Origin of the sequence: Aporhodopirellula aestuarii, assembly GCF_023701485.1 — a bacterium.
GTDB lineage: Bacteria > Planctomycetota > Planctomycetia > Pirellulales > Pirellulaceae > Rhodopirellula > Rhodopirellula aestuarii.
Window position 1 is genome coordinate 56076 of sequence record NZ_JAMQBK010000046.1, and the last position, 16483, is coordinate 72558.

Genomic DNA, 16483 nt, shown 5'->3' on the forward strand with positions numbered 1-16483 from the left:
CTAGGTTTCGCGTGATTGGCGTTTTCGACGGCTATATCGTTCGAGGGTCCGGCGTTCGCGAGCCGTCAGACTGGATTCACCGGACTGATGAATTTTAGCCAAAATTCGGTCTGCTTCCCGTTCTTCTTCGCGAATTTTCCTTTCCGGATCGTGGATCTTTAGTTTAGCTCGACGAGATCGCAGTTGCAGCTGCCCGGGCAAATCCGCCAAGCGGGTTAAATCAATCCACTGGAAATCCCAACGACGTTTCACATACAGAAACCCAAAAAGGGCGCCGGCGAGGTGAACGTCGAAAGCGGTCGCGCTGCCCGCTAGACCCGCCGCACCGAGCAAATCCATGACGACCACGAGGCTCGCGAGCACCCAAGCCTTCATGGGGAACACGAACATGAACAACAGTTCTTGATTCGGGAAAAAGCAGGCAAAGATCACGATCATGGCAACCACACCGCCGCTGGCCCCCAAGGTCATCGAGTGGACCGACGCCGCGGGCATGAACGCCGACAAAATCCACGGAGAGATCATCGCGACAATCCCACCGAAGATGATCGCGGCGAGGTAGGTTTTCAAAAATTCTTGACCGCCAAGCCGCTGTTCAATCGGTCGTCCAAAGACGAAGAGCAGGAACATATTAAAGACGAGGTGGAAGATATTTCCCGTGTTGTGCAGGAACCCGTAGGTGAGCGTCTGGAACCATAGCCAGGGCCGGACGAGCGAAACTCCGCGGACCGCAAAGATTTCGTCGATGTAGCTTTGCTTTCCGGTATTGAGCACTTCGAGTCCGTCCGCCGTCGTACTCTGCACACTGTGCATGAACAGCAACTGCAGCACGTAGACGATGACGTTGATCACGATCAAGACAATCAACATGCTGCGTGGGTTTTCGATGCGGTCCCAGGGCGTTCGTTCAGAGCGACCGTAGTCGCGATCGTAGATCCCCATCGTCAGCTAAGCCTCGTCGAGAATGATGCCAATCGTAGATACGCGAATAGCCAAACCGACTATTCAAAGAGAGCCAATGGTCCACTGGAACATGATAGGCCCATTTTCAATTCACCGTGACCGTTTTTCAATCGGGCGAGTTACATCAACCACGAGCGATTGAAAAAACGGCGGCTTGAAGGAAATGCCTCGAGCCGCCGTTGATGATTGATTGCTGAATTACTCGGTGCCCGGTCATTCTTCTTTTGAGGGAAGGTTGACGAGAGCAAACTCTTTTTTGCTGTAGCCACCGTAGCCAGACGATGAACCACGTTCCGGTGAACGTAGCTATCTATTGAAAGCCTACGTCCGTTCCCAGAATGCACTCGATCCGTGTTGATAGAGACACGAAAGAGCCACGAGATTTGTCACGACGCGGCAAAGCGTTTCTTCCACCCGATGACACCGGAGGTGCATGGCTCGACTCTTGAGATGCTCGGCTCGATCACCCCGCCCCAAGGTAACGGGGCGGGATGAAGAGCGTTTGCATTTTTGCCAGAGCGAGTCGCCTCGTTAGGAGAGCACGCTTCGCCTGCCGAGAATTGCGTTCCCGGCAAAACGTGCTTTAGTCGCGGGAGCGTCCGCCACCGCCACCACCATCCCGGCGAGGTCCGCGACCACCGCCTCCGCCGCCACGGCGACGGCGTGGGCGTTCTTCACCCTCACCACCTTCGCCACCAGCGTTCTCTTCGAGTTCAGCAGCCAAAGGATCGTCTAGACCGAGTTCTTCGAGTGCACGACGGCGGCTGAGCTTGACGCGGTCATGCTCATCGACGTCGATCACGAGGACCTTCATTTCGTCACCAACGGCAACGACGCGGTCGAGGCTGCTGATGTAGCCACCGCTCATTTCGCTGATGTGAACGAGTCCGTCACGGCCAGGAAGGATTTCGACGAACGCACCGAATTCCTTGATGCTGCTGACAATCCCGTCGTAGATCTTGCCGATCTGAACGGTCGCGGTGCAGGCTTCGACTTGCTTCATCGCTTCCATAGCAGATTCTTTGTTGCTGCTAGCGACGAGGACGGTGCCGTCGTCATCGACTTCGATCACGGCGCCGGTCGATTCTTGGATACCACGGATGTTCTTTCCGCCAGGTCCGATCAGGGCACCGATCTTATCGGGCGAGATCTTTGTGCGGAGCAAACGAGGTGCGGTCGACGAGATTTCACGTCGTGGACGTGGGATCGTCGTGAGCATCTTCTTCAAGATCTCAATACGGGCTTCACGCGATTGCTTGAGCGTCGCACGGATGACGTCTTCGCCAATACCGGTGATCTTGAGGTCGAGTTGGATACCGGTGATACCGTTTTGGGTACCTGCAATCTTGAAGTCCATGTCGCCGAAGTGATCTTCGGTTCCGAGGATGTCGGTAAGCAGGTGCCAATCGTCAGCCGAATTTTGGACCATCCCCACCGAGATACCCGCGACCGGGTTGCTGATCGGAACGCCAGAAGCCATCAGGCCGAGGGTCGCACCGCAAACCGAAGCCATCGACGAGCTACCGTTGGACTCGGTAATGTCGCTGATCACGCGGATGGTGTAAGGAAACGCATCTGCGGGCGGCAAGACGGGAGCAACACTTCGCTCAGCCAAAGAGCCGTGACCGATTTCGCGACGTCCCGGTCCTCGGATCGGACGGCATTCGCCGACCGAGTAGGAAGGGAAGTTGTAATCGAGCATGAACTTCTTGCTGTACTCGTCTTGCAGACCGTCAACGCGCTGTTCGTCACGGCTGGTTCCCAGAGCAATGGTCACCAATGCTTGGGTTTCGCCACGTTGGAACAACGCCGAACCGTGAACGCAAGGCAACAAGTCGGTTTCGCAGTGGATCGCTCGCAGCGAGTTGCGATCACGACCGTCGGGCCGGGTGCCGGCGCTGATCAAGTCGCGGACGACCTTTTCTTCCAAGTCGTGCCAGACTTTCTTGAATCGATTGATGCAGATGGCGCCTTCGGCGTTGGGGTCAGGAATCACTTCGCCCATCGCACGGTCACGCAGCACACGAACAGCTTCGGCGCGAGCCAACTTGCCCGACGTTTGCTGAGCGGCACGGAATTCATCGTAGTATGCGTCGTTGAGACGACCGAACAGGCCGTCATCGGCAGGCTCTTCGTAAGGAACCTTGGTTGGGTTCACCTTGGCGTAGAGTTCTTCTTGCAACTCGATCACTTCACGAATGACGTTATGGGCGAACTGAATCGCCTCCATCATTTCGTCTTCAGGCATTTCATTGGCAAAGCCTTCGATCATGGCGACCATGTCTCGGCTGCCGCTGACGATCATGTCGAGCTCGGACTCTTCAAGTTGATCGAAGGTCGGGAATGCGACGAGTTTGCCGTCGACTTTACCAACCCGAACGCTTGAGATCGGGCCTTTGAACGGCAGCGGGCTGACGTGCAGCGCCGCACTGGCTCCGTTCATGGCGAGCACGTCGCCATCGTTTTGCAAATCGCTCGCGACGACCATCGCTTGGATTTGCACTTCGTCCATGAAGCCGTTTGGCCACAGGGGACGAATCGGGCGGTCCATCAGACGCGAGCTCAGGATTTCCTTGGTGCTCGGCCGACCTTCCCGCTTCAGAAATCCGCCAGGGAATTTACCAGCAGCGGCGAGCCGCTCGCGGTAGTCGCACATCAGCGGAAAAAAGTCGATGCCTGGACGAGGGGCTCCCGAAGCGGCGGCCACCAGGACCACCGTGTCACCGTACTGCACCAGCACACTGCCGGCGGCCTGTTTAGCGACGTGCCCCGTTTCAAAGGACATGACCGAATCGCCGATTTTTCGCTCGACGCGAATTTTGTGAATACTCACCGCAACCTCTATTTTCTTTCTTTTCCTACAAACAACAAAACGGCGGCTTACTACCGCCAACAACCCCGAAACAATCGACCGACCGCGAGACACCGTCCAACGAATCCAGCCCTATCTGCGGGCACGGGAACCGACGGATGCAAAACAGCGATCGATGGGAAGCAATGAATGTCGGTGGCGTCGTCTCGACGCACTCTACCGACTCGAACATCACCGCAGCATGGCTCGAGAAAGACCATGCCGCTTTCACCTGCGTGGGTTCGATCAGTCGATCGTCGAAACCATGCGTGAATGGACATATAAGAGATGTTCACCTGGGGTGAACGGTCCGCTTGGATCTGCAGCGAACGTCTCGAGATTGAAACGTTCGGATTCGAACGGACTGCCGCGGAAACCGGGGTTTCGTCAGCAGTCCATCGCAGCAGCAAAGAGAGTGAAAGCACTCGTTAACAACCAATCCGGGGTTCTGCCCCGATGGCCGACCCAAACACGGTCGAAGGACCGCGCCGACGACCGATCTGACAAGAACTACTTGCGGATACCGAGTTTGGCGATAACGTCCAGGTATCGCTGTGGATCGTGAGCGCGAACGTAGTCGAGCAAACGCCGACGACGGCTAACCAAGCCGAGCAGGCCGCGACGCGAAGCATAATCCTTACGGTGCGTTCGCATGTGTTCGGTCAATCCGTTGATCCGTTCGGTCAGAATCGCGATCTGAACTTCAGGGGAACCGGTGTCATTTGCGGTCGCGCCGTGCTCGGTGACCACTTCTTTCTTACGTTCTTTCGAGATCGTCATGCGGAGAAACTGTTTCCTAGATGAATCCAATACGGAGGTCACATGCCATCCGCGTCAGACCCAAGTTTAAATTAAATGATTTGCCCGCGAAGTCTAACGTGCCCCCCTGTGAACGCAACGTCAAATCGACCCTCACGGGCGTAATTTTGGATTTTGCTGCGGGGGTACTAACGTTATTGCCGCTCCGCTACGTAGGGGTGCCCGCCGCTCACCCCAATCACGTTCGCCTGCCGAAACGGGCTCAATCGCGTGCCCAAAAACCTCAAGCTGAGTCCGTCAGATGGGGTGCCAAATGAGCCCCCAAGCCGGACGGACGACAGCCTGTCTTGTATCGGGTCGCGGAAGGCTCAACGTGCGGTGAATCTGCCGAGATCGACCATCGCTTGCAAAATCTCAGCTGCCGCGTCCGCTGGAGTCATCCCCTCCCGGAACTTGAGGTGGATTTCGGGGGCTTCTGGGGCCTCGTACGGGTCGCTGATACCCGTGAAGTGAGCGATTTCGCCAGCGATTGCTTTTTTGTACAGGCCTTTGGGGTCCCGCTGTTTGCAGATTTCCAACGGAGTATCGACGAAAACCTCCAGAAAATCGCCCGGCTTCCCATCCGACTCGACCATCCGCCGCACTCGGTCGCGGTCTCGTCGGTAAGGGCTGACGAAAGCCGCCAGCGTGATCAGCCCAGCATTGGCCATCAACGCCGCGACCGCCCCGATCCGGCGGATGTTCTCTTCGCGATCGACCGGTGAAAACCCGAGTCCGAATCGCTCAGCGAATGCCTCACCATGCTCGCCGGAAAGCCCAGACGGTGGCGCACACAGTCCATGTCGAACGTTGTCTCCGTCGAGTAGCGTCGCCGCGGCGCCTCTCGCAATCAGCAGCCCGTCGAGTTCATTGGCGATCGTCGATTTCCCGCATCCACTCAGTCCGGTGAACCACACGACGGTTCCGCGCTGCGTCAGGTTGGCTTCCCGCGCGGCTCGATCGACCGTCGTTTCGTGCCACACGATGTTCTGCGAGATGTTCTTTTCGGTCGCGTCACTGTTTGCGGAGGGATCAGAAGTGCCGGCGGAAGGCCCGATGTTGTCGTTCATGTTGCGGATCGATGGAGTCTTGTTCAGGAAGCAGCAATTTACAAATTGTATCGAGCCTTCAGGCCGTCTCGGTGCACGCCCGCGAGACGTTCATGACCGCTCCATCCGGCATCCTGGCACGCCTGGATGTATCGATCGAGCAGCTCACCATACCGTCTCAGCGGTTCGGCTCCGAGATCCCATCCGGCGGCGTACAGCAGGCGGGCGGACGTGGCTGGCGACGAGGATTGCGCGGCCTCGTCGATCAGCATCTGAGAGTACTCTTTGCGGACCGAGGAGGCTCCGTCGGCGGTGCACCGGCCGAAGTACGACAGCAACCGGTCGCGTTCGATCGCGTTAGGCAGGCGTCCGATTTGATCGGGGAGCCGGTCTTCGTGGCCGTTGCCGGACGCCGAATTCGAGTCGGCTGATGAAGTGATCTGCTCCAGAAAGCGAGCCGAAAACTTGGCGACGCCGTCGGACGACGTGGCCCAGTGGGTTCGCAGCCGGACACTCTGGTCGGTGAAAACGCTACAACGCAGTGCTCGAGAAAACGCCGCCTCGGCAGCCTGCATGTCACCCGCGGACCATCGAACGTATCCCAGCAAGTCGTGCCCCCACGACAAATCAACGTTGGACTGGCAAATCTTGGTGGCGTGATTAGCGACTTCGTCCCAACGTTGCTGAGCTGGATCATAAGCGTGCGCCGGCATTTGCAACGCCTGCTGCAGGCGTTCGGCGATCTCAGGTGGCATGGTGCGTAGATCGAACGACCAACGCATCAAATCATTCCAGGCCATTCCCAGATCGTGAGCAATCTTGGGGGCCAAATGCCCGGCGAGTTCGCTCGAAAGTGCATCGATCACCAGTTGGCAGCGAACAGGCGTTTCGCACAACCGATGCTGCAGCATTTCGCTGGCAAGACGCTGCGGATCGTCCGCTGATTTCCAATCGATGGCGTGGACGGCGGGCAAGCATTCCGCGACCCAGCGGCTCCACGCGTGGCTCTCCCAGTCCAATGGTTGGGGCGTCGGTGCCACGCCCAAGACAGTTTCGGACGAGTCATCCTGGGCCGGTTCGGCATGACGCCGATCCGACTGTGGAAGTTTGGCGAGCGACCAATCAAAAAGAAACGCCTCAGCCAATCGAGTGCCCCAAGGCAGCCAATCGCCGCCACCGTGATACCACTGACAGATATCGGTCGTGATGCCGGTTTGTGCCGCGACGTCGGGGTCGATCAAGCGAAGACACAACCAATCACCGGCTCCATTGCCCACCAGCGGCAGGAAATTCGGCGGCATTAAGGGCGGCCAAATCGGATCAGGGACCATCGACAGCAACGTTTGCGGCGTGGCCGCGTAACGAAACTCGCCCCAATGCAAATCCTGAGCTCCCGGCTGGTTCGAGCCAGGACCGAGCATGCACAGTTCATCCCACCAGTGACAGAGGTCATCGTTGAATTCGATCCCGAATCGATTGGTCAACTGCTGTGACCAACTTACCGAACCGTCGCCCTGACGCCTCTGGGGCGCGTTCAGACTCGCAGCATTTCCATTTTCAGCCGCAGAGTCGTCGTCGGTAGTCGAATGCGGAATGGTCACGTTCTATTATGAGAGGCCAGATCGGCCGTCCGGTCAGACTGATGCGAAGAAAAGAATGGCGAGTGACGGCAAAGGCCATCTCACGCTCGCCAGAGTAGCGGTCTGATCCTACCAAACGCAAGACAAACGGTTTTCGATGGAGAATGCCTCGCGACACGAAATCTGATTGTACCGAAAACTTCCGTTTCATACCGGGGGGCGGACTCCGCCGTCTCGCAGCGGTGCGAAACGCTCCCAAGTCGGCACCCGTTTGCCGCAAGCGTTTGCGATTCACAGTCAACCGTGAATTGCCGGCGCTGCAAAATGCGCGAGCGAAAAAATCACATCCAACCGCTGATCAGCCAGCGATGACTCCTATGCCGGTGCTTCGAATCAAACCTCCGCGTCGCATCAGGCGGCGCGGTATCGAATCAAACCGCGAACGGTCTGCATCAGCGTCGAAAAACTCGGGCGAAATTGTTCGTCGAGGAATTCCCCTTCGAAGCTGGTCGGGACCTCCATCACAACCTTCGCCCTTCTAGCGACCTTGGCGGTCACTTCGGCGTCGAACCCGCGATCGCATTCTCGCAGTTCGAGTGATCGAATCAGATCGCCATTGAAAACCTTGTGCGAACTTTCCATGTCGGAAATCTTCATACCCGTTGCCAGGTTGGCAATCAGAGTCGTGATCCGACCCGACAATCGCGACGCGAGCGAGATGCCGCGGCGAGTGTCACGTCGGAGCCGACGCGATCCATAAACCGCGTCCGCTTTCTCCTCGAGAATCGGCCAAATCGCACCGAGCAAATCGGCAGGATCGTACGCCATGTCGGCGTCTTGGATCGCAACAACGCGTCCGGTCGTATGTCGCAGGGCCATGCGGATTGCCGAACCGCGTCCATGATGTTTGCGACGATGCAGCACTTTGAGATTCGATTTAGGCATCAGCCCTCGCGCAAAATGCCAACTGCCGTCGGTACTGCCATCATCAACCACGATCACTTCGCACGACATCGGCATGACTTCGTCGATACGTGCGAGCACTTCAGGCAAACTCTCACGTGCGTTGTAGACCGGGACGATGATCGAAATATCGAACGACGTGATGGGTGCATTACCGGCCGCGACGTGCTGTGCCTCGGCGATCAGATCGAGCGTGTCATCAATCCGCTGCAACACATCATCGGCATACGAACACGATTCTGACTCCGCGAGCAAATTGTCATCGACGACGGCTTCCAACGTTGGGACATAGTCCAGTGTCGAGATGTCGTCGAGTCTGGGTGTGTGTTGGGTCGGACTCAGTGCGCCGGTGACTGAACCGCTTTTGCTCGGTGATTGAATCGTTGAAGTTGCCATATGCCCATTACTCTGTGTTGCTGAGAAAGACGATCGCTCGCACCAGTGAGTGAGTTCAACGGTGTCGAGCAGATGCTCGCCAACGGAACTATGGGGAACGATCCTTATGCCGGTCGCGAGTTCCCCCAAAATCCAGATGATTCTGCGGCGAACAGTTCGGTAGGGTGTACCGACAACTCCGATCGCAACGATTGTGCTGGTCAAGTGTTCTGATGAGCGTCCGGTCCAACAGCGTAGTTTGAGCATTGGGAAACGAGATGCAGTTAAGGCGATCATTTGCCGCGTCCCAACGTGATGCCTCTTGTGCACGCGAGTGGTGATGACGGCTGATTGCGGCCTGATTCACCGACGCTTACCTTGTAGGTGACACATTCCCTCCCCCCTATTTCCGCTATTACGAGTTTTGGGCCATGAGCCAGCAAGCACAAGCCAACGCTCCGGATGATGCACCCCGGTCGCAATCGCAAACACAGCCTTCGCAAACCGGTTTGGATACCCGTTCGACGTCGATGCGGGACTATCTCGACCGGGCCTTGGAAACTCTCAAAAAATTTGGAGGGGCCAAAAACGAAGCTCCTCAGGAATTAATCACGCTGCTCGAGGATGTGAAGTACCTCGACGAAGCCAAAGTGCTCGCGATCGCCGAAGTCATCAAACACATGAGTTCGTTCAACGCGTTGGTTCGTGAGAACGTCGAGAGTGTCGAGATCGGCAACCGCTACATGGACATTGCACAGATGTTTGATTCGATTCGCGACGATAGCAAGCGGCTGATCGCGCAGCTCGATGACGGCAAAATCAGCGGCACCGAAAAGGTTTCGAATTGGTGGATGAAAATGCGGCGTGGCACGCCGAGTGACCGCTTTGAACAGATCGTCGAAGTGTACGGGGCCGTCGCCAAAGACACGAAAGCAGCTCTGAAATCGGAAGAGCAAATCATGGACGCGTACATCGATTTCCGGTTTGCGTTGAAAGAATCCGAAGTACTCGCTCGCGAACTGCTCGACCAACACCTGCCGATTCTGGAAGCCGCAAAAAACGGTCTCGCCGAAGCCCAGACCGCCCTCGATAACTATGCGGGCACCGACGAAGGCGGCAAGAGCCAACTCGAACTCCGGCGTGACGAAGCCCGACACCGCTTCGAAAAAGAAGACAAAACCTATCAATTGCTCAAGGACATCGCCGAAAACCTCGAAATAGGTTACGACGTCGGCGAAACGCTGATCACCAAGCTGAAACAGACGCACGACGTAAAAGAACGCGTGTTCCGCCGGGCCGTGACATTTTTCACCACCAATGAACACGTTTTCACGATCCTGGGCACGGTGTACACCAGCCAGCACGGGTTGCACGAAGTCACGCAAGCGACCGAGGCGATGAAAGACGGTGTCAACCGCGGCCTCGAGGATGTCGCCAGCCTCGGACGTGAGCTCGAACGGGCGGCTTTGAAGGCCGGCTACGGCAGCACAATCGATCCGGAATCGGTGCAGAAACTCGTCGACGCGATCAGCGGGTTCCAGATCGAATCGCTGCAAATGATCGCCGACCTCCGCAAGGAGAGTGAAGAGAGCACGAAGGCGATTCGCAAGAGTGTCGAAGAAGGCAAACGGAAGTATCAGGCCACCTTGGGACGTTACGCTCGCGGCGAGTCGCTAACCGATTAGTCCCTCAACTCAATCGAAATTCCTCAAACCCCACGACCCGCGTTGCGAGTCGTGGGGTTTTTCGTCGCGCCGCCGGTCGTTTTGCGAGCGAGTCCGACGACAGCGGATACGCAAGCAAAAATCACTGAATTTTGCGACATCCTTGGGATTCCTGACCTAGGGTTGCTACTAGAGGAACCTCCCGGACTTTCGTTGGAAGGCTTTCTTCTCGATGGATATTCACCGATCTATCGCCAATTGTTCACCAACCCAACTTTTCTCTTGGTTGTCACATCCGCGTGCCATGCCACGCACCGGAGAATTCGGGAACCGAGATTTTTTGCATCATGAACGCTCCTAAACGCATCACGCCAGCCGACAACGACCGATCGAACCGTCGGTTTCGCTTCGGACGTGCTCCTCGCCGTGTCCGCTCGACACGTCATGGCGGTGGATTTCTCGGCATCAAACGCGCCGCAACAGCGACCGCTGAAGTGGCGATCTGCTTGCCTGTTCTGATGACCCTCACACTCGCGACGATTGATTTGTGCTCGGTGTTCTTTTTGAAAGAGACCATCTCGATCGCCGCCTACGAGGGTGCTCGACGCGGAGTCAACCGTGGCGGTACCAACGCGGCAGCGATTTCCCGGGTGCAGCAAGTGCTCAACGAACGGGGAATCGACTACGGCGGTGGCAGCATCACGTTTGAAGGGGCGACTTTCGACAACGCCGAAACACTCGAACACGTGACACTCGTCGTCACGGTTCCTGCAGCAGGCAATCTCGCCGCACCGGCAGGATTGTATGGGGACCTCGTGCTGACCTCTCGTGTCACCATGCGCAAAGAATTCCAGAACCAAGAGTAGTCGTATCATGAAATCGCTCAATCGAAAACGAACGACGCTCGCTCCCAAGGGGCGTCGCTCTCAACGCGGAAGGCCCGCCAAACGCGGCCCAAAACGCGTCGCGGCGACGTTGGTTGAATTCGCACTCGTGTGCAACGTATTGATCGTGACGATCTTCACGTGCATGGAGTTTGCGAGAATGAACATGGCACGCAACCTCGCGCAAGATGCCGCGTACTTTGCGGCCCGTGCGGCGATCGTGCCTGGTGCCACGGCAGCCGAAGCCGAAGCCGAAGGTGAACGCATCATGAGTGCGATCTTTAGCAGCGGATACACAGTCACCTGTAGCCCGATCTCCGACGAAACCGAAGAGGTTTCGGTTCGTGTCGCGGTCGAGCTTGATGATGTCGCATTCTTCTTGCCGATGTTCTTGGGCGGAATCCAGCTCGAGTCGACGGCCAACATGCAAACCGAACGATACAGCGGTTACTACGAACAATGACGCACAGCCAAAATCCACTCGATTGAACGCGGCCCGGGGGGGCCCTGTTGTCAAACTCTCTCACGCCTTTGCCTCACTCAATTTGAACGAGTCTATCACCATGCACCATTCCCCCCTCGCTCGTCACCGAGATCATTGTGTTGACGCCAGATCGCGTATCAACTTTTTGGAAATCCAATCGCGCCCGCGTCATGGTGGTGTCACGGTGTTGCTCGCCGTCGTGTTGCCTGTCCTCGCGATTCTCGCCGCATTCGCGATCAACTCGGCACACATGCAGCTCACCAAAACCGAGCTGATGATTGCTTCGGATGCCGCCGCACGTTCGGCCGGACGAACGTTCAGCGAAGAGCAAACTGTCGACGCGGCAAAACAAGCGGCTATGATCACCGCGGCGCTGAATGACGTTAACAACGAACCTCTGCAATTAAGCACTTCTGACGGCTTCAACGAGATCGAATTCGGGTACTCCGAGCAGGAGGGATCCGCGGGGCGATTCGTGTTCAACAAAATTCCGACCAGCCAAGTGGACGGGAACGAGTTGACAGTGAGTTCGGTGCGGATCAATGCCAAACGCGACGGTTCTTCGCAAGGCGGTAAGGTCGAATTGATCTTCCCGAGCCTGATGTCACGCAAAGACTTTTCGCCCACCACGACCAGCGTTGCGATGCAGGTCGACCGCGATATTTCCTTGGTACTCGACCGAAGCGGATCGATGGAATGGCCCGATTACGACTGGCCGTCTGGATTCAACATGTGGAGCCGATCGGCGATGAATGCCGCGGCAGACGCCGACATCATCTATTACGACCGACGCGGCTATGCCTACTACTCCAGCGGACAGGACGAAAACACTTACAAAGAGTTTATGTGGGAGGAATACCTCGATCTCGGACCTCGGCCACCAACCCCATGGGAAAACTTGGTTGTCGCCGTGAACGCATTCCTTGACGTGCTCGACGAGACTCCGCAAAACGAACAGGTCTCGATCGCCAGCTACTCCAATTATGGAACACTCGACATCTACCTAACCCACGACTATGACGACGTCCGGAACATCGTGGACTCCCTGAGCACGGGCGGCGGGACGGGTATCGGCCGCGGGATGCAACAAGGCGAACTTGCCTTTGAACACGCCAACGCTCGGCCATTCGCGTCCAAGACGATGGTTGTGATGACCGACGGAAACCACAACTCCGGTATCGATCCTGATGATGTTGCTCGGACGATGATGAGCAACGACAACGTCAACATCCAAACGGTGACCTTCAGCGACGGTGCAAATCAAGCCGACATGCAGGAAGTCGCCCGGATCGGTGCCGGCAAGCACTACCACGCATCGTCGGGGAGTGAACTGGTCAGTGCATTCGAAGAGATTGCCAACAACTTGCCGACGATTTTGACAAAGTAGTCAAAATGACGCAGCTTTTACCTTCATCTGCACATGAGTCACCTACACTCGTAGTATATGAGCAACAGCGTATTCCAAAATGAAAGCAACCAATCCGTCTCTGCCCATCTCGGCAAAGACGGATCGCCACATACCCCGACGCCAAAGAACAACTCGTTGTCGAAGGCGTTGCTGTCTGTAGGCGCGATGCTCAGCGTCATCCTGCTCTGCGGTTTGGGACTTCGGATCAGCGTTGGAATGATCAGTGAGCAGAGCCGCGTTTCGACCGATGTGACCGCGAGCCCGGTGTCACGATCAAAAGCCGAGAGACTGACCGAGCGACAGCTCGAGAACGAACGGATTCGCGAAGAAGCGCGTAGAAAAGATCGCGAACTACTGGATCGCCGGCGAGAACGCCTGTGGCGCGAACAATGTGTCGACCGCCCCGACAAAACCGCCGCCTATCAAATTTGGTATCGCGAAGTCGAGGAAATCGAACAACAGCTTAAAGTCGCTGAAGAAATCCAAGCGACACTTCGTCCCGAAGACGCCAATCATGGACCGCTCGCTGAGGGGACGGTGCTGTGGCATCGCAAGCAGCGTTTGATGGAACTCAAAGCGGACGCACCGCGGCACTAGTCGGCCCACCGGAAGACCGATCGTGGTGCGGTTCGGCCCTCGAAAAAAGGGTCAGGAACGACAGCCTGGCAATGCGGTGGCACATTCTCCCACACACCACTGAACCGATTCAGTGGGAACACTGATCGTCGGGACCTTTTCGCTTACGTCGAATACCAACCGGGTTAGATTCTGATCCGTCATTCGGCGAAGCCCGATGTAGGACGTCGTCAGACGCGAGTTGATTTCGATAACGGCGTCATGGTTCGCGTTTTTCCCCAAGATCAAATCGATCCCAACAAATCCGCTGAACTTCCCTGGTAACGCTTGGATAACGCGTGAAACGAGTGCCTGCGCACGCAACTGCATCTCAGCAGGCACCGGCCCACATCCGCCTCGATATACCAATTGGCTCGTTGCGTGTCCGTCGTCGCCGATCTCTCGTGGGACGTCCTCTATCGTCTGCCAGACCGCGGGTAGCATGTTGACCTTTCCGCTCGTACGATGGCCGGTCAACACGACGGATGCCGAACGCCCCACCAGGCGCTGCTGCGTGATTTCGCGTTCCTGCATCGAAGCGAGCGCCGGTTCGAGCTCGTTGTAGCGTCTGACGTCCATCGCGCCGCAACCATCACGTGGTTTGACGATGTAGCCCCCTTCGGGAAAATCGCTAAACAGCGGACTTGTTTTGCCAGCCGACAGAGGCCGCGAGCACACGTAGGGTCGCTCCTGCGTGCTCTTGGTGCGTCGTTCGATACACCAGGTCACCGGATGAGCGATGTCCTCCTTGTGTAGCCATTTCGCGGTCGCCCACTTGTCACCCGTCAAACCGATCGCGTTACCGTTGGGGGCAAGAACTTCGATCCCAGCCGCCCGCATCAACGAAATCCCTTTCGTCAACAAGCCATCGTTCTCGGGAATGATGACGACAGCAAAGTCACAACCCGAAGCCACCGAAATCCATTGACTCCACGGTGCCGGACAAGTTTCCATGGCGACAACCTCGATGTTCGGTGTGTCGAATTTAGGGAACTTCAATCGCGGATCAACCGGCGTTCGCACGTGTGCCCACCGAGAGAAATCTTCGACCATCGCCCGCCACATTGAACTGCCTTCGCCGAGCAACGAATCAGGGATGGCGTGCGGCGGAGTGTCAAACATACCGCCACCACTGAGATACTCAGCGATGAAAACTCGGGGAGAATTGGGGGAGAGTCCAGGGGCGTTGTCATTCATGACAGACGGTCCGTCCGAGATGGAAAAAAGGGATGCAGTCCTTCGCTGCGACGACGACTCGAAAAACTCGGCGACGCCGCGATTGCGAACAGACTATCGGTTGGATTCAGGGGCCGGTTCATTCCATCGGGTTTCGACTTGGACGCCCGGTGAGTTCACGTTCACGCCGCGTTGGAGTGAGGCGTCGACAGCGGTATCCGGAGTCTTCACTTGAACGCCGTTGCCAGGAGCCACGTCCACATCAACATTGTCCGTACGGACGATGACGCCCTCGCCAGCCTTTCGCTTGACATCGACGCCAGGTGCCTGAACATCCACGCCGCCATCGCCGTCAATCTTCACGCTGCCGCTGCCCCAATTTAATTCAAAGCCATCAGTTTTCGCCTTCGACTCTGAACCGCCGCCATTGTCGCATCCGGTCAATCCGAATCCCAGCGAAGCGACACCAATGGTCAGTGCCGTAAAGATTAATTTCGTCAGACGCATGGCTAAGTTTCCGTGAAGGTCGGGTAGGAAATGTAAGACAGATTTGGGCGTGAACAGGGTCGATTACGGCGTCGGCGGTCAGATCGCGACATCGTTGGTAGGATCGTTGGCAATCGTCTGCGTCTGCATTCGCAGCGAATAGGGCGGGAGCGACTTCGGACGGACCTCTCCACTGTGTTGAGTTTGTGACAGGTCGTTGAGTTTGCGACAGGGCGTCTCATTGTCCAGCTTCATTTTGCAGCGTATCCGACATAAACGGTACTGGGCAGCCATCGAGGCTTCTTCTTAAGGACGTTTCGAAAACCATACGGCTTCATCACGACGCGAACCAGTGAGTCCGGCAAGAAGATCTCTTGAACACCAAACACCACGCAACCGCCCGGAGCCAAGTATGCTCGCGATTGGTCCAAAAACTCCCTCAGCACATCGGCTCCGTCATCCCCACCGTCCCACATTTGATCCCCGTCAACTTCGAGCCGGCGGGTGAGCTGTAATTCCTGTCCGGTGCGGGTCGGTACGTAGGGTGGGTTGAAATAGATGAAATCGTAGGCCGACTCCGCTGGGATGTCGGAAAACAGGTCGCTGACCCAGAAATGGGCGTCACTGTCGTTAAACCTGGCAACCTCTTGAGAACTATTTACGCGACTCGCGGAACAGTCAACTCCGTCTACCTTGATTCGTTCGGGGGGGTAACTCGCCGCTACCGAAAGGCTCACCAGCGCCCCTTGGCCGATTCCCATCTCCAATAGGCGGACGGGAGCCTCGCGATCGACTTGTTGAAGTAATTCACCGACCAAATCCTTCATCGTTCGCGACAGCAGCACGGTCGTCGGGTCGTATTGAACAGCGACACCGGAAGGCAAACGGACGCCAAAGACGGCTCGAATAAGAATCGGGTTGCGGCGCAGCATCCGAAGAATCGGTTGGACGATCGGATAGACCAGATGACTCAGTCGCATGTATAAGCTGCGATTCGGATGCGACCATGCTCTTCGCTCGCCGTCCGTCCGAGTCGACAAAACACACAGCCTCGAAAGAGACACTCCTCGAGCGGCTCATTGGGGAAACACTGCACACCCGTAGTGTATCAAATCACCGCCTAAGGTCTATCTGGCGACGAGCTACGTCAAAGTCGTGAATTTGATATAACGGTTATCACTCACCTG

The 16483-nt window shown here is 56.7% G+C and carries 15 protein-coding genes; 5 read left to right on the top strand and 10 right to left on the bottom strand.

What is annotated here, in order from left to right:
* From NB063_RS17555 to NB063_RS17580, 6 genes are all read right to left on the bottom strand, one after another.
* Positions 1 to 942, bottom strand: coding sequence for a rhomboid family intramembrane serine protease (locus tag NB063_RS17555; protein ID WP_250930051.1), 942 nt, complete (start codon positions 940 to 942; stop codon positions 1 to 3).
* A gap of 604 nt (positions 943 to 1546) precedes the next feature.
* Entirely contained in the window at positions 1547 to 3796 is a 2250-nt protein-coding gene (locus tag NB063_RS17560; protein WP_250930052.1) for a polyribonucleotide nucleotidyltransferase, read from the bottom strand.
* A 528-nt stretch (positions 3797 to 4324) separates the two neighbouring features.
* A complete protein-coding gene (gene rpsO, locus NB063_RS17565) occupies positions 4325 to 4594 on the bottom strand; it encodes a 30S ribosomal protein S15 (RefSeq protein ID WP_250930053.1) in 270 nt (89 codons plus the stop codon).
* A gap of 347 nt (positions 4595 to 4941) precedes the next feature.
* Positions 4942 to 5682: an adenylyl-sulfate kinase gene (gene cysC / locus NB063_RS17570; RefSeq protein WP_250930054.1), complete on the bottom strand. Its 741-nt coding sequence runs from the start codon at positions 5680 to 5682 to the stop codon at positions 4942 to 4944.
* A 38-nt stretch (positions 5683 to 5720) separates the two neighbouring features.
* Complete coding sequence (locus NB063_RS17575) at positions 5721 to 7262, bottom strand: SMI1/KNR4 family protein (protein ID WP_250930055.1); 1542 nt, start codon at positions 7260 to 7262, stop codon at positions 5721 to 5723.
* A gap of 390 nt (positions 7263 to 7652) precedes the next feature.
* Complete coding sequence (locus NB063_RS17580; RefSeq protein ID WP_250930056.1) at positions 7653 to 8846, bottom strand: glycosyltransferase family 2 protein; 1194 nt, start codon at positions 8844 to 8846, stop codon at positions 7653 to 7655.
* Positions 8847 to 9010: 164 nt separating this feature from the next.
* Here NB063_RS17580 and NB063_RS17585 point away from each other — a divergent pair, with 164 nt between their 5' ends.
* From NB063_RS17585 to NB063_RS17605, 5 genes are all read left to right on the top strand, one after another.
* The gene (locus NB063_RS17585; protein WP_250930057.1) at positions 9011 to 10264 is read left to right on the top strand and encodes a cell surface protein; all 1254 of its coding nucleotides are present in this window, start codon (positions 9011 to 9013) and stop codon (positions 10262 to 10264) included.
* Positions 10265 to 10590: 326 nt separating this feature from the next.
* Positions 10591 to 11109 (top strand): TadE family protein, encoded by a 519-nt coding sequence (locus tag NB063_RS17590; RefSeq protein ID WP_250930058.1) that lies wholly within the window; start codon positions 10591 to 10593, stop codon positions 11107 to 11109.
* Between the two features lie 7 nt (positions 11110 to 11116).
* Positions 11117 to 11590, top strand: coding sequence for a TadE/TadG family type IV pilus assembly protein (locus NB063_RS17595; protein ID WP_250930059.1), 474 nt, complete (start codon positions 11117 to 11119; stop codon positions 11588 to 11590).
* Positions 11591 to 11690: 100 nt separating this feature from the next.
* Positions 11691 to 12998: a vWA domain-containing protein gene (locus NB063_RS17600; protein WP_250930060.1), complete on the top strand. Its 1308-nt coding sequence runs from the start codon at positions 11691 to 11693 to the stop codon at positions 12996 to 12998.
* Positions 12999 to 13055: 57 nt separating this feature from the next.
* Positions 13056 to 13616 carry a hypothetical protein gene (locus NB063_RS17605; RefSeq protein WP_250930061.1) on the top strand — a complete coding sequence of 187 codons (561 nt, stop codon included), beginning with the start codon at positions 13056 to 13058 and terminating at the stop codon, positions 13614 to 13616.
* 51 nt (positions 13617 to 13667) lie between these two features.
* Here the strand turns inward: NB063_RS17605 and NB063_RS17610 are convergent, their stop codons facing one another.
* The 4 genes from NB063_RS17610 to NB063_RS17625 all read right to left on the bottom strand — a co-directional run bounded on the left by NB063_RS17610 (position 13668) and on the right by NB063_RS17625 (position 16276).
* Positions 13668 to 14831, bottom strand: a complete 1164-nt coding sequence (locus tag NB063_RS17610; RefSeq protein WP_250930062.1) for an ATP-grasp domain-containing protein — start codon at positions 14829 to 14831, stop codon at positions 13668 to 13670.
* A gap of 93 nt (positions 14832 to 14924) precedes the next feature.
* A complete protein-coding gene (locus NB063_RS17615; protein ID WP_250930063.1) occupies positions 14925 to 15317 on the bottom strand; it encodes a hypothetical protein in 393 nt (130 codons plus the stop codon).
* Between the two features lie 78 nt (positions 15318 to 15395).
* A complete protein-coding gene (locus tag NB063_RS17620) occupies positions 15396 to 15551 on the bottom strand; it encodes a hypothetical protein (RefSeq protein ID WP_250930064.1) in 156 nt (51 codons plus the stop codon).
* The gene (locus NB063_RS17625; RefSeq protein WP_250930065.1) at positions 15548 to 16276 is read right to left on the bottom strand and encodes a methyltransferase; all 729 of its coding nucleotides are present in this window, start codon (positions 16274 to 16276) and stop codon (positions 15548 to 15550) included. Before NB063_RS17625 ends, NB063_RS17620 begins: the two co-directional genes overlap by 4 nt.
* Positions 16277 to 16483: the final 207 nt, after the last annotated feature.